17 protein-coding genes are annotated in these 19,108 nt (G+C 62.2%); 4 read left to right on the top strand and 13 right to left on the bottom strand.

The features are described from left to right. Window positions 1-7: 7 nt before the first annotated feature. The 4 genes from BMZ66_RS16650 to BMZ66_RS16635 all read left to right on the top strand — a co-directional run bounded on the left by BMZ66_RS16650 (window position 8) and on the right by BMZ66_RS16635 (window position 3,593). Window positions 8-1,060, top strand: coding sequence for a sugar phosphate isomerase/epimerase family protein (locus BMZ66_RS16650; RefSeq protein ID WP_092676250.1), 1,053 nt, complete (start codon window positions 8-10; stop codon window positions 1,058-1,060). A 12-nt stretch (window positions 1,061-1,072) separates the two neighbouring features. Then, window positions 1,073-1,549 carry a c-type cytochrome gene (locus tag BMZ66_RS16645; RefSeq protein ID WP_092676246.1) on the top strand — a complete coding sequence of 159 codons (477 nt, stop codon included), beginning with the start codon at window positions 1,073-1,075 and terminating at the stop codon, window positions 1,547-1,549. A gap of 320 nt (window positions 1,550-1,869) precedes the next feature. Then, on the top strand, window positions 1,870-2,757 hold the full coding sequence (locus BMZ66_RS16640; protein ID WP_092676243.1) for a hydroxypyruvate isomerase family protein: 888 nt from the start codon (window positions 1,870-1,872) through the stop codon (window positions 2,755-2,757). Between the two features lie 56 nt (window positions 2,758-2,813). Further along, window positions 2,814-3,593: a 3-keto-disaccharide hydrolase gene (locus BMZ66_RS16635; protein WP_092676241.1), complete on the top strand. Its 780-nt coding sequence runs from the start codon at window positions 2,814-2,816 to the stop codon at window positions 3,591-3,593. A 127-nt stretch (window positions 3,594-3,720) separates the two neighbouring features. Here the strand turns inward: BMZ66_RS16635 and BMZ66_RS16630 are convergent, their stop codons facing one another. From BMZ66_RS16630 to BMZ66_RS16570, 13 genes are all read right to left on the bottom strand, one after another. After that, window positions 3,721-4,605 carry a sugar phosphate isomerase/epimerase family protein gene (locus tag BMZ66_RS16630; RefSeq protein ID WP_092676238.1) on the bottom strand — a complete coding sequence of 295 codons (885 nt, stop codon included), beginning with the start codon at window positions 4,603-4,605 and terminating at the stop codon, window positions 3,721-3,723. Window positions 4,606-4,696: 91 nt separating this feature from the next. Continuing rightward, window positions 4,697-6,040 (bottom strand): gluconate:H+ symporter, encoded by a 1,344-nt coding sequence (locus BMZ66_RS16625; RefSeq protein WP_092676236.1) that lies wholly within the window; start codon window positions 6,038-6,040, stop codon window positions 4,697-4,699. Next, window positions 6,037-6,576, bottom strand: coding sequence for a gluconokinase (locus BMZ66_RS16620; RefSeq protein ID WP_092676233.1), 540 nt, complete (start codon window positions 6,574-6,576; stop codon window positions 6,037-6,039). Before BMZ66_RS16620 ends, BMZ66_RS16625 begins: the two co-directional genes overlap by 4 nt. A 34-nt stretch (window positions 6,577-6,610) precedes the next feature. Further along, window positions 6,611-7,495: a 3-keto-disaccharide hydrolase gene (locus BMZ66_RS16615; protein WP_092676230.1), complete on the bottom strand. Its 885-nt coding sequence runs from the start codon at window positions 7,493-7,495 to the stop codon at window positions 6,611-6,613. A 279-nt stretch (window positions 7,496-7,774) separates the two neighbouring features. Continuing rightward, a complete protein-coding gene (locus tag BMZ66_RS16610) occupies window positions 7,775-8,014 on the bottom strand; it encodes a hypothetical protein (RefSeq protein WP_092676228.1) in 240 nt (79 codons plus the stop codon). Window positions 8,015-8,153: 139 nt separating this feature from the next. Next, entirely contained in the window at window positions 8,154-8,489 is a 336-nt protein-coding gene (locus tag BMZ66_RS16605; protein WP_092676225.1) for a hypothetical protein, read from the bottom strand. Between the two features lie 199 nt (window positions 8,490-8,688). Further along, window positions 8,689-8,958 carry a hypothetical protein gene (locus BMZ66_RS16600; RefSeq protein ID WP_092676222.1) on the bottom strand — a complete coding sequence of 90 codons (270 nt, stop codon included), beginning with the start codon at window positions 8,956-8,958 and terminating at the stop codon, window positions 8,689-8,691. 257 nt (window positions 8,959-9,215) lie between these two features. Beyond that, the gene (locus BMZ66_RS16595; protein WP_092676219.1) at window positions 9,216-11,882 is read right to left on the bottom strand and encodes a glycoside hydrolase family 3 C-terminal domain-containing protein; all 2,667 of its coding nucleotides are present in this window, start codon (window positions 11,880-11,882) and stop codon (window positions 9,216-9,218) included. 118 nt (window positions 11,883-12,000) lie between these two features. Further along, window positions 12,001-13,353 carry a family 43 glycosylhydrolase gene (locus BMZ66_RS16590; RefSeq protein WP_177204771.1) on the bottom strand — a complete coding sequence of 451 codons (1,353 nt, stop codon included), beginning with the start codon at window positions 13,351-13,353 and terminating at the stop codon, window positions 12,001-12,003. A gap of 148 nt (window positions 13,354-13,501) precedes the next feature. Further along, a complete protein-coding gene (locus BMZ66_RS16585) occupies window positions 13,502-15,058 on the bottom strand; it encodes a glycoside hydrolase family 43 protein (RefSeq protein WP_234795158.1) in 1,557 nt (518 codons plus the stop codon). A gap of 20 nt (window positions 15,059-15,078) precedes the next feature. Continuing rightward, complete coding sequence (locus tag BMZ66_RS16580) at window positions 15,079-16,386, bottom strand: family 8 glycosyl hydrolase (RefSeq protein ID WP_092676213.1); 1,308 nt, start codon at window positions 16,384-16,386, stop codon at window positions 15,079-15,081. A 64-nt stretch (window positions 16,387-16,450) separates the two neighbouring features. Next, window positions 16,451-18,535 (bottom strand): alpha-glucuronidase, encoded by a 2,085-nt coding sequence (locus BMZ66_RS16575; RefSeq protein WP_092676209.1) that lies wholly within the window; start codon window positions 18,533-18,535, stop codon window positions 16,451-16,453. Window positions 18,536-18,726: 191 nt separating this feature from the next. Continuing rightward, on the bottom strand, window positions 18,727-19,108 hold a 382-nt coding region (locus BMZ66_RS16570), incomplete at its 5' end, for a family 43 glycosylhydrolase (protein ID WP_177204770.1).

The following is a 19,108-nucleotide window of genomic DNA, read 5'->3' as shown; positions in this document are numbered from 1 at the left end:
ACTACCTATGAAAACCATCAAAGGACCCGCTGTTTTCCTGGCCCAGTTCATGGGTGCCCAAGCGCCATTCAACACCCTGGAAGGCATTTGCGCCTGGGCTAAAAACCTGGGGTTTCAGGGGGTGCAAATCCCGACCAGCGACCCCAGCTTCATCGACCTGCGAAAGGCGGCCGAGAGCAAAACCTACGCCGACGAAATCAAGGGCGTGGTGAACGCCGCAGGCTTGGAAATCACCGAGCTTTCGACCCACCTGCAGGGGCAGCTGGTGGCCGTGAACCCGGTGTACGACCAACTGTTCGACGGCTTTGCGCCCGAGCCCTACCGCAATAACCCCGCCGAGCGGCAGAAGTGGGCCGTGCAGCAGCTGAAGTACGCCGCCAAGGCGTCGCAGAACCTGGGCCTGCAGGCCCACGCCACGTTCAGCGGGGCGTTGCTGTGGCCCACGGTGTACCCCTGGCCCCAGCGGCCGGCCGGGCTGGTGGAAGCCGGCTTCGCGGAGCTGGGTCGTCGCTGGACGCCCATCCTCAACGCGTTTGACGAGTGTGGGGTGGATGTGTGCTACGAAATCCACCCCGGCGAGGACCTGCACGACGGCGTGAGCTACGAGCTGTTTCTGGATGAAGTCAACCAACACCCGCGGGCCTGCCTGCTCTACGACCCCTCGCATTTTGTGCTGCAGTGCCTCGATTACTTGGCGTACATCGACATCTACCACGAGCGCATCCGCATGTTCCACGTCAAGGACGCCGAGTTTAACCCCACGGGGCGGCAGGGCGTGTACGGCGGCTACCAGCCCTGGCTGAACCGGGCCGGTCGCTTCCGCTCGCTCGGCGACGGACAGGTTGATTTCAAGGCCATTTTTAGCAAGCTGGCGCAGTACGACTTCCCCGGCTGGGCCGTGCTGGAGTGGGAATGCGCCATCAAAAATTCGGAAGACGGAGCCCGCGAAGGCGCCGCCTTCATCCGCGACCACATCATTCGGGTCACCGACAAGGCCTTTGACGACTTTGCCGCCACCGCCCCCAACCCCACCCTCAACAATACCGTGCTCGGTATCTAGCGTCCGCGTGCCATGAAAAAAATTACCCTATTCCTCGGCCTTTGCGCCGCCCTTGCCGCCTGCAACTCGGGCTACCAAAAAGACGGCCCCGACCAGGCCCGCGGTGAGCAAGAAGCGTCGTCGTTGCCATTGAAGGCCGACAGCACCGCGGGCGCCAACACCGCCGCCGTGGCCCACCAGCCGCAGGCCGACACCAGCGTTACCAAGATTGGCACCGAGCGCTCGGGCGGGCTGCTGGCCCCCGGCGCCAAGCTCATCGCGGCGTCCGACTGCCTGAGCTGCCACAAGGAAAACGAGAAGCTGGTGGGCCCCGCCTACGTGGCCGTGGCCGAAAAATACCCCGACAACGAAGCCAGCATTGCCATGTTGGCGGGCCGCATCATCAAGGGCGGCGCCGGCAACTGGGGCGCGGTGCCCATGACGCCGCACCCGAACATTTCCGAGGCCGATGCCCGCGAGATGGCGAAGTACGTGCTGAGCTTGAAGTAAGCTCCGCGCCGTTTATTTCGAGTGTATTGTGGAACCCCGTCCTGTCGAGCGCAGCCGAGACATCTCGCTCGCTTCGTTGCTAGATATCTGTCATGCTGAGCTTGCGAAGCACCTTATCACGCCTCAACGATTAGTTCTGCTGGGATAAGGTGCTTCGCGAGCTCAGCATGACAGACAGTTGGGTTACTACCCCACGCGAGATGTCTCGGCTGCGCTCGACAGGACGGGGTTCTCGTACATAGTGGGTTAAAGATTTCACACGACGGCCCAAAGTATCCACGTTGTATTCTTCACGCTTTTCGCCACATCAGTACTCGCACATGCCCACGCCTCCTTCGCGCCGCACAGCCATCAAAACCATCCTGACCAGCACGGCGGCGGCCGGTGCCGCGGGCAGCCTGAGCTCGTTTGTGCCCGAAAACAAGGAGCCCGAGAACGTTGCGCTAAAGGGCAATATCAACCATTCGGTGTGCCGCTGGTGCTTCCAGGACTTGTCGGTGGAGCAGCTGTGCGTGGCAGCCAAAAGCATTGGCATTAAGGGAATCGACCTGGTGGGCCCGACCGACTGGCCCACCCTGAAAAAGCATGGACTGGACTCATCGATGTGCAACGGCGCCGAAATCAACCTAACCGATGGGTTCAACGACCCGCAGTTTCACGCCACGCTGCAGAAGAACTACGCGGCCATGATTCAGCGGGTGGCGCAAGCCGGCTACACGAATCTGATTTGCTTCAGCGGCAACCGGCGCGGCATGAGCGACGAAACCGGCCTGGCCAACTCCGTGAAAGGCCTGGCGCCGCTGGTGGAGCTGGCGGCCAAGCACAAGGTGGTGCTGGTGATGGAGCTGCTCAACAGCAAGGTCAATCACAAAGACTACCAGTGCGACCGCACCGCCTGGGGCGTGGCGCTGGCCAAAAAGCTGGGTTCCCCGCACTTCAAGCTGCTGTACGACATCTACCACATGCAGATTGACGAGGGCGACGTCATCCGCACGCTCACCGACCACCACGCCTACATTGCCCATTACCATACCGCGGGCGTGCCCGGCCGCAACGAAATCGACGACACGCAGGAGCTGAATTATCCGGCCATTATGCGCGCCATTAAGGCCACAGGCTTCAAAGGCTACGTGGCCCAGGAATTTATTCCCAAGCAAGCCGACAAAGTAGCTTCGTTGCGCAAGGCCGTGCAGCTGTGCGACGTGTAGCCGGCCGGTTTGCCCGCGCCTCGTACTACTCGCGTTTCCACTTTTTCCTTCTCCGCATGCATATCCGCCTCGTTCTCCTCGCCGCCCTAGCCGTCGGTGCTCACGCTGTTCGCGCCCAGCAAACCGCCAAGCCCGAAGATACCGAAGTGCATGAGCCCGTTCCGAAGGTGGTGACGCCCGGCCGAACCATCGCCGACCCGCCAGCCGATGCTGTGGTTCTCTTCGGCGGCAAAAACCTGGACCAGTGGGTGTCGACGGAAAACCGCAGCGCCCCCGCCAAGTGGACAGTGGGCAGCGGCGGCGTGTTCACGGTAAACAAGGCAGAGGGCAACATCGAAACCAAGCGCAGCTTCGGCAACTACCAGCTGCACCTGGAGTGGCGGGTGCCCGCCAACATCAGCGGTACGGGCCAAGTGCGGGGCAACAGCGGCATCTTTCTGGCATCGTTGGGCAAAGGCGACCTGGGCTACGAGCTGCAGATACTGGACGCATACCAAAACCAAACGTACGTCAACGGCATGGCGGGCAGCATCTACAAACAAGCTGCGCCGCTGGCCAACCCCGCCCGCAAACCCGGCGAGTGGCAGACCTACGACGTGGTATGGACCGCGCCCACCTTCACGGCTGCGGGCGCCGTGGCCACGCCCGCCTACGCCACGGTGTTTTTCAACGGCGTGCTCGTGCAGAACCACGTGGCCCTGGCCGGCCCCACGCAGTACATCGGCAAGGCTTACTACCAGCAGACCCACGGCCCAGCGCCTATCAAGTTGCAGGCCCACGGTGACAAGAGCGAGCCCCTGAGCTTCCGCAACATCTGGGTGCGGGAGTTGCCGTAGCGTAGTAGCGCGACGAAGCTCCGCAGAAAAAAGAACGGTCATACTGAGAGGGGTCGGGGGTGAGGTTCCCCGGCTCCGCTCAGCATGACCGTTCTTTTAGTTAACTGTTCTCTCTAGGCCAACCTATTTACACCAGGTTTTTCTTGATGTAGGCCATGCTTTTGGTCACGCTATCGAAGGGCGAGCCGGGCGTGGCATCCTGCTCCACGAAGAAGTACTGCAGGCCCGCAAGCTGGGCCTTGGCAAAAATCTTTTTGAAGTCGATGCTGCCGTTGCCCACTTCGGTGAAGAATTTCTTCTCCGTGCGGTCCATGTCCTTCACATGCCAGAGCGGGAAGCGGCCCGGGTGCTTGGCAAACAAATCCAGGGGGTCTAGGCCGGCTTTGGTTACCCAATACAGGTCCAGCTCTATTTGCACCAGCTTTTTGTCGGTGGCCAGGAGCACGTCCATGGGCAGCTTGCCGTTTTGGGCCACAAACTCAAAATCGTGGTTGTGGTAGCAGAGCTGCAGGCCGGCCTTCTGGCAGCGCTCGCCGGCTTTGTTGAGTTGGTCGGCTACGTACTTGTACTGGTCGAGGGTGCCGCGCTCGGGCTCCGACAGGTACGCGCACACCATGTACTTCACGCCGGCCGCGGCGGCATCGTCCACGGCGCGGTCCCAGTCGTGCAGGATGGTGCCTTTGGTGGGGGCGCCGTTGGTGAGCTCCTGGCCCAGGCGGTAGTGGCTGCTGGGCATAATCATACCGTTCCGCTTTAGCAGGGCCGCGAATGCCTGGGGCGTCATCCCGTAAAACTTCTGGCTGCCGGTGTAAGTGGCGCCCTCCACCGAGTTATAGCCGATTTTGGCCAGCTGGGCCAGGGTACCGGCCGGGTCTTTTTCCATGGCTGCCCGCACGGTGTACAGCTGCAAGCCGATGTAGCGCTTTTTGGGAGCCGCCAGCAAAGCGGGCGACACCAGGGCGCCGGCGGAAAGCAGCGCGGCCGAGGCCAGGAAATTTCTACGAGAAATCATGTGCGGGTGGGGTTAAGTGAAGTAGAAAAAATGAGAAAAATGAAGTCGATGATTTACTGGGAATCGGCTGCTTACGCCGGGGCTTGCACTCCTAAAACCTTGCCAACGCGGGCGTCACCAGTGGCAGGGCCCAGTCGAGCAGCAGCACGCCCAGCAGGCCCATTATTGAGACGATGGTTTCCATGGCCGACCACGAGCGCAAGGTGTCGCGCACCGAAAGGTTGAAGTACTCCTTGAATAGCCAAAAGCCGCTGTCGTTGAAGTGGGAGAACAGCAGGCTGCCTGCCCCAATGGCCAGCACCAGCAGGTTGGGGTTTACCGCCGAATGGGCCATGGTGGGCAGCATGACGCCCGCCGCCGTAAGGCCCGCCACCGTGGCCGAGCCGATGCACACCCGGATGAGGCCCGCCAGCAGCCAGCCCAGCACCAGCGGCGGCAGCCCCGTGCCGCCTAGGCCCGCCGCAATGGCCAGGCCGGCCCCGCTGGCCACGAGTACCTCCTTCAGGGCCCCGGCGCCCCCGATGATGAGCAGCAGCATGGCCACGTCGCGAACGGCTGCCCCGTAGGTGTCCATCACGGCACTCGTGCTTTTGCCCTGGGCGCGGCCCAGGCTGACCGTGGCCACCAGCACCGAGAGCAGCATCACCATGCCAGGGTCGGAGAGAAACGCCAGCACCGGCGCTGCGGCGCCGCCCGCCGGCAGCCCGGCTTGCAGCCCATACACCCCGGCCAGCACCAGTACCGGCAGCAGCGACGACAGGAAGCTGTTGAGCCGCCCCGGCAGTTCGTTGGCAGGGCGAGGCGCGCTCGCAAACCCGGCCAGCGGCACCGTAACGATGCCGCGCAGCGTGCGCGCATACAGCGGCCCGGCCACCACCACGGCGGGCAGCGCCACCAGCAGCCCGTAGCCAAACGTGAGCCCCAAGTTGCCATGGAACAGGGCCACCAGCGCCGTGGGCGCCGGGTGCGGCGGCACGAAACCATGCAGCACCGACAGCGACGCCAGCAGCGGCAGGCCCACGTACACGGCCGGCAGCCGGTACTGGTACACCACCGAAAATATCAGCGGGACCATGAGTAGAAAGCCCACGTTGTAAAACAGCGGAATGCCGATGATGAAGCCGGTCGTCATCATGGTCCACTGAATGTTTTTTGCCCCGAACGCGCCCATCAGCACGGCCGCAATCTGCTGGGCGGCGCCGCTTTCGGCCACCAGCTTGCCTAGCATGGCCCCCAGCACCACCACTAGCGCCACCGAGCCCAGCGTGTCGCCCAGGCCCTTCTGCACCGCGGCCAGCACCTGCGTAGGCGAAAGCCCCAGGGCCAGCCCCGCCGGAATGGTCACCAGCAAAAACGCCAGGAAAGCATTCACCTTGCCCCAGCTGTTGAGGACGATGAGCGCCAGCACGGCCAGCAGGATGATGAGTAGGGTCATGCAGGAAGGCGACGGCCTAAGTGGGGGTTATTGGGCGGGCGGCCCTGGCCATTAGCTTTTAGATAGGCCAGCGCGTCGGCGACCAGCGCGTCGGGCGCGGCACCGATGGGCAGATGCAGCCCGTAGGCGGGCACCTCCAAGGCGGCCAGCTGCGAGTCGAGCAAGGCGGCTCCCATGTAGTGGCCCGGCCGGTCCTGCAGCCTCGCGGCCAGCAGCTCTTTTTCACCGTGCAGCACCACCCAGCAAATGGGCGCCGCCACAGTCCCCTGCAGCACCGCCCGGTACCGTTCCTTCAGGGCAGAGCAGGCCAGCACGGCGCCCCCGGCCGTTTCCCACGCCCCCAGGCCCGCGGCCAATGCGGCCAGCCAATCGGTCCGGTCATCGTCGGTGAGGGGGGTGCCGCCGCGCATTTTGGCCACGTTGGCCACCGAATGAAAGTCGTCGGCGTCGTGAAACGGCAGGTGCAACGCCTGCGCCAGCCGGCGCCCCACCGTCGTTTTGCCACTCCCCGAAACGCCCATGACAACGACAATCATACTGGTAGCGGCGCCCGGCGGACGTTAATGGCGGTTAGTTGAAATACTTGGCGTACTCGGCCGGCATGGCGGCGAGCGGCTTGATGAGGATGTCTTTGTAAAACACCTCCGCGGCCTCGCTTTGCAGCTGAATTTTACCGTGGGTAAGCGGCTGGCGCTGCCCATTGGCGGCAGTGAAGCCCGACTTGTCCAGGGCCAGCACCACGTGGCCATTTACGAGGTGCACGCTCTGGCCGTTCACGTTTATCAGCTCCAGCTCCGTCCATTCCCCCTTGGGCGACTCATAGTTGGCCGAGGCCTGGCAAAAGTTGCGGCCCTCCTTGCCCATGACCACCGGCGCCGCCGTGGGGTTGAACTTCAGCGTGTCTTTGGTAGCGTCGTAGGCGGCCCGGATGTCGCCCGTTGAGTTGGCAATGCACCAGAAGTCGCCCATGGCGTTGCCCTTCTGGTATTCCGACACCTGAAATTCCTGGCTGAGCATCCAGCTATGCCAGTAGTCCACGCCGGGCTCCCCCTGGCTGTTGTAGAGAATGCCGCTATCGCGCGGCTCGTCGAGGCGCGGGACCCACTTTTTATTGCCCCACTTCACCTTGAGCTTGAGGGCGTAGTTGGCATAGTCCTGCTTGGTGAAAATGCAGCCATAAATCTCGCCGCTGATGCGCAGCACGGGCTCCCCCTTTTGCATCACCACCGAGAAGACGTTCGCTTCGTTCTTATCGTAGCCAATGGGAGCCAGTAACTGGCCTTGCGCATCAAGCGGCTGTTTGCCGCGGTAGCCCAATTGGTGGCGGTAGCTCTCGTAGGTGCGCCACTTGCTAAGCTTTTTATCGAGCAGCGGCTCCCAGCCGGGCGCGGCATGAAACGAAGTGGTGGTTGCTGCCAAGACCACGCTTAGCGCAAAGGCTGTCCATTTTCTCATGTTGCAAAGCCCGCGTTGATATAGCCCGGAAGTCAAATCTAATGATTTATTGTGTAAAATATACGCAATGGCCCGAACAATTGCTTTATCATCTATTCTTCAGTATGTTATAACTAAATACAGGCGGCGCTGCGGCACACATTTTTGGTGGTGACCACGGTGCCCCATTTCCCCACGTGCACGGGGTTTACCTTCGTGAGCCAGACGTGGCGGTAGAGGCCGCTGCCGGGATACCAGCGCGCGGAGCCCGGCGGGTTGTCCAGACGGATGGCCAGCTGGTTACTCGCACCGGGCTTGAGGTAGGGCGTGAGGTCGACGCGCCAGGAAGCGTAGCCGTAGCCAGCCGCCCACCAGCTGGCCGTTCAGCCACACCATGGCATACGACATGGCCCCGTCGATGTCGAGGTAAATGGTTTTACCTGCGTCGGCGGCCGACACCGCCAATTTTTTGCGGTAACACGCTACGCCCTGCACCCGCAGCCGGCCCATGCCCCCACCAATGGGCACGTCCTCGCCCACGTAAAAAATGGCCCTTCACCGCCCAGGTCCTGTCGTCGAACTGCGCTTGCACAAACGGGAAGCGGCTGCCCGGCTAGGCAGCGGGCCGCACGTGCCGTTTAGCGGGGTCTTTCACGAGAGCATCACCCGTCGGAAAAATCTAGGATTTCAGCCCGGTTTGGGTCGCGGCCACGGTCACCGCTTCGGTGGGCCGGGAGTCGGCAGCTTTGTCGTCGCGCTCGTTGCGCACTTCCGGCCGAACGTCGTAAAACAGGCTGTCCGGCTTCACATTCGGGCCATAGCGGAAGAAGCGCCAGCCTTCGTCAAAGGAAATACGCTCCCGGCCACCCGTTTTGGCGGGCGGGGCAGGCAGTGCTTTGCCCGATAAAGGGAACCGAGCAGGCTGGCCGAGGTCACCGGCAATATGACGTGGCCCCAACCGAGTGGTAGCCGAACTAGCCGCTTGGCTGCTTTTACTGGCAGCGGGAGCCAGCAATAGTGAGAGGACGCAAGGCAATAACGCGGCTATTCTTCGCATGGGCGGAAATTCTGAAGGGGTTGACAACTGGTGCAGTTTATGGCATGGGCACAGTGAAGGAGTATTACAGAGACGGCTTGACTTCAAAAACGGCTCTGGCCGCACCTGCCTGGCCGTTAGTGCCCAGGCCCTGCACCTACTTCTTACCCGCGGCCAGCTACACTTCGGTCGTGTAGGCAGCCCCCGGTGATGCCGGCGTGAGCATGAAGCTGTTGAGGCCAAATTTTAACGTTCGAAACGTGGCCACGACGCTGCCCTGAGCGTCGCGCACGCTGCCAGTGGCCGCTTGACAGCGGCAGGCCGCATCGGTCACCCGAAAGCTTCCCCGAACGGACACGCCCTGCACCGGCGCTATTTGGGCTTCCCCCTGAGAAATTCCCAGCGATAACCCCACTCCCAGGAGCAGCCATTTCAGATGCAAAAGCATGTTGACTTACAAGGTTAGCTAACTGGTCACGAAGGGGTTTGCAAGAATGGGGTAGAGACGCAATATTTTGCGTCTCCGGGACCGCGCCATTGAGTTGTGCTAGTCAAGTCGTTCAACAGTCGTTCAACGACGAGACGCAACAGATTGCGTCGCTACCTCCGCCAGCCGATTTCCGCATTTCACTTCGCGGTATGTAGTATAACTATGAATTAGCTGTGTGACGCGGGTATTACCAGAGGCTGAGATTCAGCGGTTGCTTAGTCCATCACCACCGGCTTTCCGGTCAGCAGCACGTCAGCTTTCAGCACCTTGCTGGCGGCTACTGCCGCAGCCAGCGGCTGCCCTCCGCCCACAAACAGCTGCACCTTTTCGGCATTTTCGACCCGCTGGGCCTGCTCGGTGAGGCGCGAGAGCTGGCGCGGCGTGAGCGTAAACTGCACGGTTTGCCGGGCGCCGGGGGCGAGGTTTAGCCGGCGGAATCCTTCCAGGGCGTGGCGTGCTACACGGCCCGATGCGCCGGGGTGGCGCACGTAGAGCTGCACCACCTCATCGCCGGCCCGGGCGCCGGTGTTTTGCACGTCCACGCTCACCCGAATGGGTTGGCCGGTTACGGGTTTCGACAGCACCTTCAGGTTGCTGTATTTGAAGGTGGTGTAGCTCAGGCCGTGGCCGAACGGGAAGAGCGGCTCACCGGTGAAGTAGCGGTAGGTGCGGCCCTTCATGTCGTAGTTGTCGAAGGGCGGCAGCTGAGTTTCCGACCGATAAAACGTCACTGGCAGGCGGCCGGCGGGGTTGTAGTCGCCAAACAGCACGTCGGCCAGGGCTGTGCCGGCGGCCTGCCCACCGTACCAGGTGTTCACGATGGCCGGCAGGTTGGCGGCCTCCCAGGGCGTGGCAATGGCGCTACCCGTCATCAGGGCCAGCACCACGGGCTTGCCGGAGCTGTGCAGCACCTTGAGCAAATCGGTTTGCACCTGGGGCAGGCCGATGGTGGTGCGGTCGCCGCCGCTGAAGCCGGGCACCTTCACGTTCATCTCCTCCCCTTCCAGCTTGGGCGAGATGCCGCCCACCATCACAATGGCGTCGGCGTCTTTTACCCGGGCCAGGATGTTGGCCGCGTTCATCGGCACCACTTTCGCGCCGGTGAACTTGAGGATGGTGCGGCGGTCTACCTGCAGGTACTCCAGGCGCAGGTTCAGCTTCTGGCCGGCGGTCACGTTCAGCACGTGCTGGTTGGTGGAGAAGCCGCGGCCCTGCCAGGCATCAATCACGAGCTTGTCGTCCACGAACAGCCGGTAGCCGTCGTCGCCGTTGATTTGCAGGGCCAGTTCCTCGGTGCTCGACGGGGTGAAGGTGGCCTGGTAGCGGGCCGAGAAATTTTCGGCGGGCAGGCCGGGGGCCACTTCCATTTTCACGTTGGCCAGGTAGCGGTCCAGGCCGGCTTCCTGGCGGGTGACCACAGCCTTGCCTTCCAGGTTGGTGCCCTTGAAGTATTCGGCCTGAAAGCCCGGCTGCCCGTTGTGCGCCAGGCTTTTGTTGATGTCGAGCGGCTCGTAGACAATGTTGCTAGCATAGTCCACACCCTGTATGTACACCACCTCGGTGCCGGGGCCCACCTTGGCCCGAATGCCCTCCAGCGGCGTCACAATGTCCGTGGCAAAGCCGTTGTAGTTGCCTAACTGTACGTCCTCGCGGTCGGCGTTAGGACCGAGCACGGCTATCTTTTTCAAGTTTTTGCGCAGCGGCAGCGTGTTCTTGTCGTTTTTGAGCAGCACCACCGACTCGCGCGCCATCTTGAGTGCGTGGGCTTGGTGCGGGGCGCTTTCTACCACGCTCATCGGAATGCGGGCGTACTTCACCCGGTCCACGGGGTCGAACATGCCCAGCTGAAAACGCAGCTTGTACAGGCGCTTCACCGACACGTCGAGCTGCTGCTCGGTGATGAGCTTGCGCTGCACCGATTCCAGCAGCGAATTGTAGGTAAACAGCTTGCCCGTAGCGCACTCCAAGTCGGTGCCGTGCAGCACGGCATTAGCGGCCGCAGTGGCAGCGTCTGGGTCGGTTTTGTGGTTTTGCCAGAAGTCGTTGATGCCGTCGCAATCGGAGGTGACGTAGCCCTTGAACTTCCACTTATCGTAGAGAATCTCGTTCATCAGCTTGTCGCTGCCGCAGCAGGGCTGGCCCGCGTAGGCGTTGTAAGCGCACATCACGCCGGCCACTTTGGCGTCCACTATCAGGTCGCGGAAGGCGGGCAGATACGTATCCCAGAGGTCATAATCACTGATTTGGGCGTTGAATACGTGCCGCGACGATTCCGGCCCGCTGTGCACGGCAAAGTGCTTGGCGCAGGCCGTCACCTTCATGTACTTGGGGTCGTCGCCCTGGAAGCCTCTTACCAAGGCCGCGCCCAGCTGCCCGGTCAGATAGGGGTCTTCGCCGTAGGTTTCCTGGCCCCGACCCCAGCGCGGGTCGCGGAAAATGTTGATGTTGGGCGTCCAAAACGTGAGGCCCTGGTAGATGCCTCGCTCGCCGCGCCGCGCAAACTCGTGGTGCACGGCCCGGGCCTCGTCGGAGGTGATGGTGGCCATGCGCAGCATGGCGGCCTGGTCGAAGGTCGCGGCCATGCCGATGGCCTGCGGAAACACCGTTGTTTTCAGGCTGGTACGGGCCACGCCGTGCAGGGCCTCATTCCACCAGTTGTAGGCCGGAATGCCCAGCCGGTCGATGCCGGGCGAGGCGTTCAGCATCTGCGACACTTTTTCGGGCAAGGTCAGGCGGCCCACCAGGTCATCGACGCGCTGGTCGATGGGCAGGTCGGGGTTCTGGAAAGGGAATTCGGCAACCGGCCCCGAGCCTGGGGTGGCCAATGGCTGCGCCCCGCTGGTGAGCAAGAGCAGGCCGAGTAATGCAGTAGTAAGCTTCATAGAAATGGGGATGGGATTAAGAATCAATCGGTTTTTTAAGCAGCGGGGGGTACTAAGCAAGGTGTGGTTAAAGTCTGACCACGTTCATGCTGAGCGCAGCCAAACCAGGTGCTGGGTTTTACTCGAAGCGCACCCAGTCCACTTCCACGGCACCCGCGCCGGACTTCGGCGCTACATACAGCGCGTGCGTGCCGGACTTGAAGGCCAGTACCGGGGCTTTCACCTCTTGCCAAGCGGCGCCCTTCGGCACGGTAACTTCCGCTACCACCGGCCCCGATGCATTGTCCAACCGGATTTGCACGGTGGCCCCGGCGCTGGATGTTCCGCGGAGCGAAACGGTTTTCAACTTTTGCTGACCGAATGCGACGCCGTTGTACTGCACCCAGCCGCCGCCACCGGAGAAGACGGTTTTCCAGCCCTGGAACTTGTTGGCTGTGTCGAGGAAGGCAATGGTGGCGCCTTGCTTGCTCAGGCGGCTGTAGCGGTCCAGCTGAATTTTCTGCTGAGCACTGGTGAGGCCCACGCCGCGCAGGGTGGGCTGCACTTTATTGATAGACCCATCGGCGGCAAAGGACAGGCTGTCGATTCGGACGGAGCGGTTCTTGTCGAAGTTTGGCGACAAGTCGTTGTGGTGGTAGAACAGGTACCACTGGTTTTTGAATGGCAGTAGCGAGTGGTGGTTGGTCCAGCAGCCGGTCGGCGACTCATCCATAATCACGCCCTTCACCGTGAACGGCCCGAGCGGGCTGGTGCTGGTGGCGTATTCCAGGCGCTCGGTCTTGTTCTCGACGTGCGGATAGGTGAGGTAGTAAATCCCCTTGCGCTCAAACACGTAGGGGCCTTCCTTCAAACCTTTGGTGGGCAACTCGCTCAGGGTTTTGGGCTCGGCGGCCAGCTCCAGCATGTTGTCCTTGAGCTTGGCCCCGTAGATGTTGCCCTGCGACCAGTAGAGATAGGCTTGGCCATCTTTATCAATAAGCACGTTGGGGTCGATGCCGCGCACGCCCTTGATGGGCAGCGGCTGCGGCACAAACGGGCCGGTGGGCTTATCGGCCACGGCCACCCCGATGGTAAAGCCCCGGCCGTTGATGGTCGTGTCTTTGGGGGTGGTGGGGAAGTAGAAGAAGTACTTGCCGTTGCGCTGGATGCAGTCGGGCGCCCACATGCTGTAGCTGTCGGGCTTCACCCAGGGCACTTTGTTTTGGGTAACGATGACGCCGTGGTCGGTCCAGTCGATGAGGTTGGCCGACGAGAAAACGTGGTAGTCTTCCATGACAAACCAGCCGGCCCGCCCGCGCCCTGGAGCAGCCGGAATATCATGCGAGGGGTACACGTACACCCGGTCGCCGAACACGCGGGCCGTGGGGTCGGCGGTGAACTGGTTGGTGATGAAGGGGTTTTGGGCGTGGGCGGACTGGAGACCATATAGGGCCAGGGCAGTCAGCAGCCAGGGTTTTAAGTTTTGTATCATAGGTTGGAGCAATGGTATTTGTTCTGGCGGGGCGCCTCACCCCCCGGCCCCCTCTCCACCGGAGAGGGAGAGCCTGACGTTTGCATCGTTGAACTCACCCCTCTCCACCGGAGAGGGGCGGGGGGTGAGGCGCCCCGCCAGCACGGTCTTATTTGGTCAGTTTATCAGTAATGCGGAAGTAGTCGAAGTCGGCGTAGCCGCCCGTGGCTTGGGTGGCGTAGTTGAAGAGGCTAAAGCGGTAGCCCATGAAGTGCGGCAGCGTGTAGGCCATTTTGAGGGGGCCGCCTATAGGCTGCCAGGATTTGCCATCGAGGCTGTAGAAGAAGGTGGCAACGTCCTTTCGGTCCTGGAAGTCACACTCGATTTTGAAGTACACCTTGTCCTGCGTGAGCGGAATCCGCTGCAGCTCCACCGGCTTCTCCGACTCGGCACTGACCATCACAATGGCCTTCGCGCCCTGGCTGGCCTGCACGCCCACCAGCCCGTAGCGCCGCTGCAACACCCCGAGGCCGGCAAAGTCACCTGCTTTCAGGTGGGCTACATCCAGGGCCGTGGTGCCGGCGCACACCGGCCCGATAGTGCGCTGCGTGAGGGTGTTGCGGGCCAGCACAAACGACGTATCGACCCGGCCGGTAGTGAGGCGCAGGTAGCCGGGGCGCTGGCTCACCGCCCACAGCTTGTTGTCGGGGTTGTGGTTCCACTGCCATACCAAGGGCAGGGCCGGCTCGCCCTTGCGCCGGGTGAATTCGTCGGAAGCCACGATGCCTGGAATCAGGCTTTTGTTGGCGGGCAAGGGCAGGGTTTCGGGCACTTTGCCCGATGGGCTGCCTAGCACCGGCCAGCCACTCTCCCACTGCACCGGCACCAGGTATGGAATGCGACCCACCGCCCCATAATCTCGGAATAAGTAGGAATACCACTTGCCGTCGGGTGTGTCGATGAGACCGCCCTGGGCCACGCCCAGGTCTTGCAGGGCCACCCGGCCTTCGTAGGGGCCGGTTATCTTATCGGCCCGGTGCACCACCACCGTGCGCATGCCGTCCTTCGGCCACGTGATGTTGAAGAGGTAGTATTTGCCGTTGACTTTGAATAGCTGCGAGCCTTCGGCCTGCAGGTTGATGGCGCTGGGCGGACCGGCCGGGGCGCTGGCATTCTCGATGATGGTTTGCGGGGAGGTGCCCGGCTTTAGCCCCGACACGTCGGCCGTGAGCTCGGCCATCTGGATTTTGCCTGCGCCATACAGCATGTACACGCGGCCATCGTCGTCGAAAAACAGCGAATGGTCGTGTAGGCTGGGCCGGAAGGAAACAGCCTTCCAGGGTCCTTTTTCGATGTTTTTGGTGGCATACACGTGGGTACGGCCTGAGGTTTGGGCAAACGTGCTGACGTAGTAGGTGCCCTGGTGGTAGCGCAGGCTGCTGGCCCAGGAGCCGCGTCCGTAGGTGCTCTTGCCATTGGCCAGCGTCATGGCGTCGACATTGGTCAGGGTGTCGTAGGCGTAACTCACCAGTTTCCAGTTCACCAAGTCCGTCGATTTCATGATGGGCACGCCGGGGCTCATGTGCATGGTGGTGCTGCTCATGTAATAGGTTTTCCCCACTCGAATCATGGCCAGGTCGGGCACGTCGGCATGCACAATGGGGTTGCGGGCCGTCGGGGCTTGGGCCTGCACCGCCGGCCTGGCCCACGGGCTGCCGAGTGCCATCAACAGAAAAAGGAGCTTCTTCATTTTGCGCGAGGCGTCTGGGCTATCTGGGGTTTGATAATCTGGTACTTGCCACTCAGGTGCATGAGACTGAACAGGTACAGCAGGCCGTCGTAGTAAGGGTCGAAGTAGCCGTCTTCGTAGGGCGCCAGCTTGGCGTTCCAGAGGGCGTGCACGAAATCGAGCTTGCATGGGTCCGGGCTCATCAGCGACGCCGACGCCGAGGTAGCCACCAAACCCAGCGAGTGGCGCAGCTTCTTCACCTTGCCGGCCGGCAGAATAAAGTCGGGCCGCGAGCCGTCCACGTTGAACTGGTCCTCGAATGTGTTCAGGCCCTTGCTGCGCAGAAAACACTGGAGGCGTTGCGCGTACTGCTGCTGCCAGGCCCGGTCCTTGCCGAACCACACGTAGTCCATGGCAATGTTCATGGGCACGCGCCAGGAGTCGTAGCGAAACGCGGCCGGCGCCCACTTGGTGGGGTGGGGCTTCCCGCTAAACTCGGTGTAGTCGTAGTTGAGGCCGGTGGGCGCGGCGCAGGCGCGGTGCAAAAACACGCGTGACGTGTCGGCGCAGTCGCGGTAAAACTGCTCGTGCCCGTCCTTGGCGTATTCGGCCCACACTTCCAGAAAAGCCGGTACGTGGTACGAGGGGTCGGTCCAGTTGTACATCTCCCCCACCGGCACGAAAGTTATCTGCTTGGCTTTGGTATTGAACAGGTTGTAAACATCGCCGGTGCCGTTCTTCTTCCAGGATGCGTCCAGGATGCGGCGGGCCTCCTGGTAGTAGTTGATGCCCGTGTCGTTGCCCCAGCGGTTGGCCGCAAACAGCAGGCTGGTCACGAAGTACAGCTCGCCATCCGAAGCCGGCCCTTCTGAATTGCGCTTCATGGTGGCCGTGTTAATGCTCCAGGCAAAGTAGCCTTCCAGCGGCCCGCTCTGGTGCTGCAGGTACTTCTTCGACCAACGCCAGAGGCGGTCAAACACCTCTTTCTTATCCATCTGCACGGCCACCATCAGGCCGTAGGACATGCCTTCGGTGCGGGCGTCCTCGTTCTTCACGTCGGAAACGTAGGCCATGGAGTCGCCCACGGCAAAGTACACCTTATTCGGGCCTTCGAACACGTCGTGGTAGGCCTGGGTTACTTTCCGGTCGATGTCGGCCTGGCTGTAGCCGGCTTCCCGCAGCAGGTTGGGGTACTTGTTGGTGTAAAAAGCCGCCGTATTCACGGGCTTCTTCGGCGAGCTAGGGCGCTGGCCGAAACTGGGCTGAGTGCTGGCGGCTAGCCCCAGCGCAACGAGCAGGGCCGCATACCGAAAAGACTTAGGCATAAGTGCAGGGGAAGAAAAGACAACGTGGAGAGGCTGCGAGAAGCTGGCTAGGTAAGCGAAATGACTAGGGCTGGCGGGGTGGCCGCGGGGGCCGGGGCGGCGTATCGTTGGCAATGAGGGTTTCCAGCGTGTGCATGGGCGGCTCCACAGCGGCCGGGATGGGCATGCGGCTGAACTGCTGGAAGTACAGCAAACAGGCATCTTTCCACACCACGGCGTTGCCGCTTTGGGCGCGCAGCTTGTTTTGGACCACCGCAAACCGCTCGGCATCCACGTAGGGCTGGGCCTGGTCCCAGGTGCGCTGAAACCCGCGCACTTGCTGCACGCCGTGGTCGTAGTGCAGGGCTAGCTCGTCCCAGAGTGTGCGGCCGCTTCTCATCTTGAAATCCCAGGGCAGGTGGTGAAACCACAGCAGGTACTCGTCGGGGCAGGTGGCGGGGTTGTTGAACTGCGAAGCCAGCGGCTCGTGGTACTGGCTCACGGCGTCGCTGCCGGTTTTGGTGCGGTCGAAGCCCACGCCGTTGGCGGCGGCCTGGTGGTAGTAGGGCGGCGTCCAGTCGGCGCGCATGCCAGTGGGGCCCCACCACGGCCCCGGCCCGTAGTGATGGTAGGTTGCCGACATAATGTGGTGCAAGCCCAGCGGCATGGAATAGTCGACGATGGCCTCGCGGCTCGCCAGCATCAGCTGCGTCACGGGCGTCAGGAACTTGGCGTTCCAGTCGGCCGCAGCTGGTGGGGTTGCGCCGCCGGCCGCGTTCTGGAAGGTCAGCTTCAGCCACTCCTCGGCTATTTGGGCGCTTTTGGCGCTGCTGTTCCAGGCCAGCCGCCCGAAAGCGTACCAGTTGGCCTGGGCAAAATCGTGGCCGGTCCAGTTGTTATCCAGGCCCACGTTGGACACGCCGGCCATGGCCGAGTGGGCCTGGCGGTACACGCTGCCGTTGGTGCAGCGGGCCACGGTGCTGCCGGGACCGGCCTGGTAGGTATCACTTTGCAAACACTCTTCCCACATTGGCGCCAGATACGCCAGGTCGATGGCGTGCCCGAGGTACTCCTGGGTGATTTGAAACTCGGGCATCACGGCCGTCTTTTTCATCGCCCCAAACAGTGGGCTGAACGGCTCCCGGGGCTGAAAATCAACTGGCCCGTTTTTCACTTGAATGATGACGTTGTCGCGGAATTTGCCGTCCAGCGGCACAAACTCGTTGTAGGCCTGCTTGGCGCGGTCTTTATCGTTGGGGCTGTACACGAAGGCGCGCCACATCACCAGGCCGCCGTAGGGCCGCACGGCATCGGCCAGCATGTTAGCGCCGTCGGCGTGGGTGCGGCCGTAGTCCTGCGGACCGGGCTGGCCCTCGCTGCTGGCTTTCACCAGGAAGCCGCCAAAATCGGGCACCAGCCGGTATATCTCCTGCGTCTTGCTTTGCCACCATTTCCGCACGGCGGGGTCCAGTGGGTCGGCGGTTTTCAGACCGCCCAGCAGCACCGGTGAGGAAAACTTCACCGAGAGGTAGGTCTTCACGCCGTAAGGTCGCAGCACGTCGGCGATGGCTTTCACGCGGCCGAGGTACTCGGCCGAGAGTATCATCGGCGAGGCATTCACGTTGTTGAGCACGCTGCCGTTGATGCCCACCGAGGCGTTGGCTCGGGCGTACTCCTGCCACAGGGTTTTGTCGCGGGCGGTTACTACCAGGGCGCTGTCCTTGCGCCAGAAGATGGACTTGCCGGCGTATCCGCGCTCTACTGAGCCGTCGGGGTTGTCCCAGTGGTTGAGCAGGCGGTGCTCGTACGAGGGGTTGGAGGTTTCCGCAGCTACCGGCTGGCCGGTTTGCTGGCGCCGCAGCAGCTCGAACACGCCGTAGAGGAGGCCCCGCTCGGTGGCGGCCTGCACTCCCTGGGCACTCAGCCGGAATCCGTCGTACTTAAGAGCCTTGTCCTTTTTGAGCGTTAGGATTACGGTGGCCCCGGCGCTACCCTGCCAGCCTTGCTGCAACTCCTGCCTGGCCGTGGCGAGCAAGGCTGAATTTTTGGTGGGCGCCACCACCGTGACCGGCGCGGCCGGGTGCGGACGCAGCCAGAGCCGGTGGCCGTCCTCGGCGTGCAGGCCCAGCGTAGCCCCGAGGAAAAGAATGGGAATGAGAAGCGTTTTCATAGGTTAAATGGCTAGGGTAGTATTTCGGCGGCTAGAGTAGCGCGGACAGTAGCGCGGCCGTGCCCGGAGGGACTTTGTAGTCCGCGTCCCCGGCGGAAACCCGAACGATTTTAACGGCGCGGGGACGCGGACTACAAAGTCCCTCCGGGCACGGCCGCGCTACTGTTCGCGGTACTGCTTGCTTTCTGTACTCACTTGACCGGTGCTACGCCTTTCGTCGTCTGCACAATGGGCTGGATGGTGCCGTCCGGGTTGTAGTACATGTAATCCACGCAGATGGAGCGCCGGTAGTTGCCACCGGTGGGCAGGGCGCCGTTGTGGTAGAAGAAGTAGCTCTTGCCCTTGTAGTCGATGATGCCGGGGTGCGTGGTGAAGCTGTTGGGCACGTTCTCCTGGATGATGCCGCGGTACGTCCACGGGCCGGTGGCGCTGGGGGCCGTGCAGTATTCTATCATTTCGGGCTTGGTGCCGGCGCTGGCGTACACGAGGTAGTACAGCTTGTTGCGCTTATACACCCAGGGCCCTTCGATGTAGTTCTTGGGCGTAATCACATTAATGGGGCCCGCCAGCTCT

The organism is Hymenobacter arizonensis (assembly GCF_900115775.1).
Classification (GTDB): Bacteria; Bacteroidota; Bacteroidia; order Cytophagales; family Hymenobacteraceae; genus Hymenobacter; species Hymenobacter arizonensis.
This window is presented reverse-complemented; position numbering and strand designations above follow the sequence as displayed.

Excerpts from the sequence above, each read along its gene's own strand:
- BMZ66_RS16590 (WP_177204771.1), bottom strand. The coding sequence starts at position 13,353 with ATGATACAAAACTTAAAACCCTGGCTGCTGACTGCCCTGGCCCTATAT.
- BMZ66_RS16585 (WP_234795158.1), bottom strand. The coding sequence starts at position 15,058 with ATGGCACTCGGCAGCCCGTGGGCCAGGCCGGCGGTGCAGGCCCAAGCC.
- BMZ66_RS16650 (WP_092676250.1), top strand. The coding sequence starts at position 8 with ATGAAAACCATCAAAGGACCCGCTGTTTTCCTGGCCCAGTTCATGGGT.
- BMZ66_RS16620 (WP_092676233.1), bottom strand. The coding sequence starts at position 6,576 with ATGATTGTCGTTGTCATGGGCGTTTCGGGGAGTGGCAAAACGACGGTG.
- BMZ66_RS16615 (WP_092676230.1), bottom strand. The coding sequence starts at position 7,495 with ATGAGAAAATGGACAGCCTTTGCGCTAAGCGTGGTCTTGGCAGCAACC.
- BMZ66_RS16580 (WP_092676213.1), bottom strand. The coding sequence starts at position 16,386 with ATGCCTAAGTCTTTTCGGTATGCGGCCCTGCTCGTTGCGCTGGGGCTA.
- BMZ66_RS16645 (WP_092676246.1), top strand. The coding sequence starts at position 1,073 with ATGAAAAAAATTACCCTATTCCTCGGCCTTTGCGCCGCCCTTGCCGCC.
- BMZ66_RS16640 (WP_092676243.1), top strand. The coding sequence starts at position 1,870 with ATGCCCACGCCTCCTTCGCGCCGCACAGCCATCAAAACCATCCTGACC.
- BMZ66_RS16595 (WP_092676219.1), bottom strand. The coding sequence starts at position 11,882 with ATGAAGCTTACTACTGCATTACTCGGCCTGCTCTTGCTCACCAGCGGG.
- BMZ66_RS16630 (WP_092676238.1), bottom strand. The coding sequence starts at position 4,605 with ATGATTTCTCGTAGAAATTTCCTGGCCTCGGCCGCGCTGCTTTCCGCC.
- BMZ66_RS16625 (WP_092676236.1), bottom strand. The coding sequence starts at position 6,040 with ATGACCCTACTCATCATCCTGCTGGCCGTGCTGGCGCTCATCGTCCTC.
- BMZ66_RS16635 (WP_092676241.1), top strand. The coding sequence starts at position 2,814 with ATGCATATCCGCCTCGTTCTCCTCGCCGCCCTAGCCGTCGGTGCTCAC.
- BMZ66_RS16600 (WP_092676222.1), bottom strand. The coding sequence starts at position 8,958 with ATGCTTTTGCATCTGAAATGGCTGCTCCTGGGAGTGGGGTTATCGCTG.
- BMZ66_RS16575 (WP_092676209.1), bottom strand. The coding sequence starts at position 18,535 with ATGAAAACGCTTCTCATTCCCATTCTTTTCCTCGGGGCTACGCTGGGC.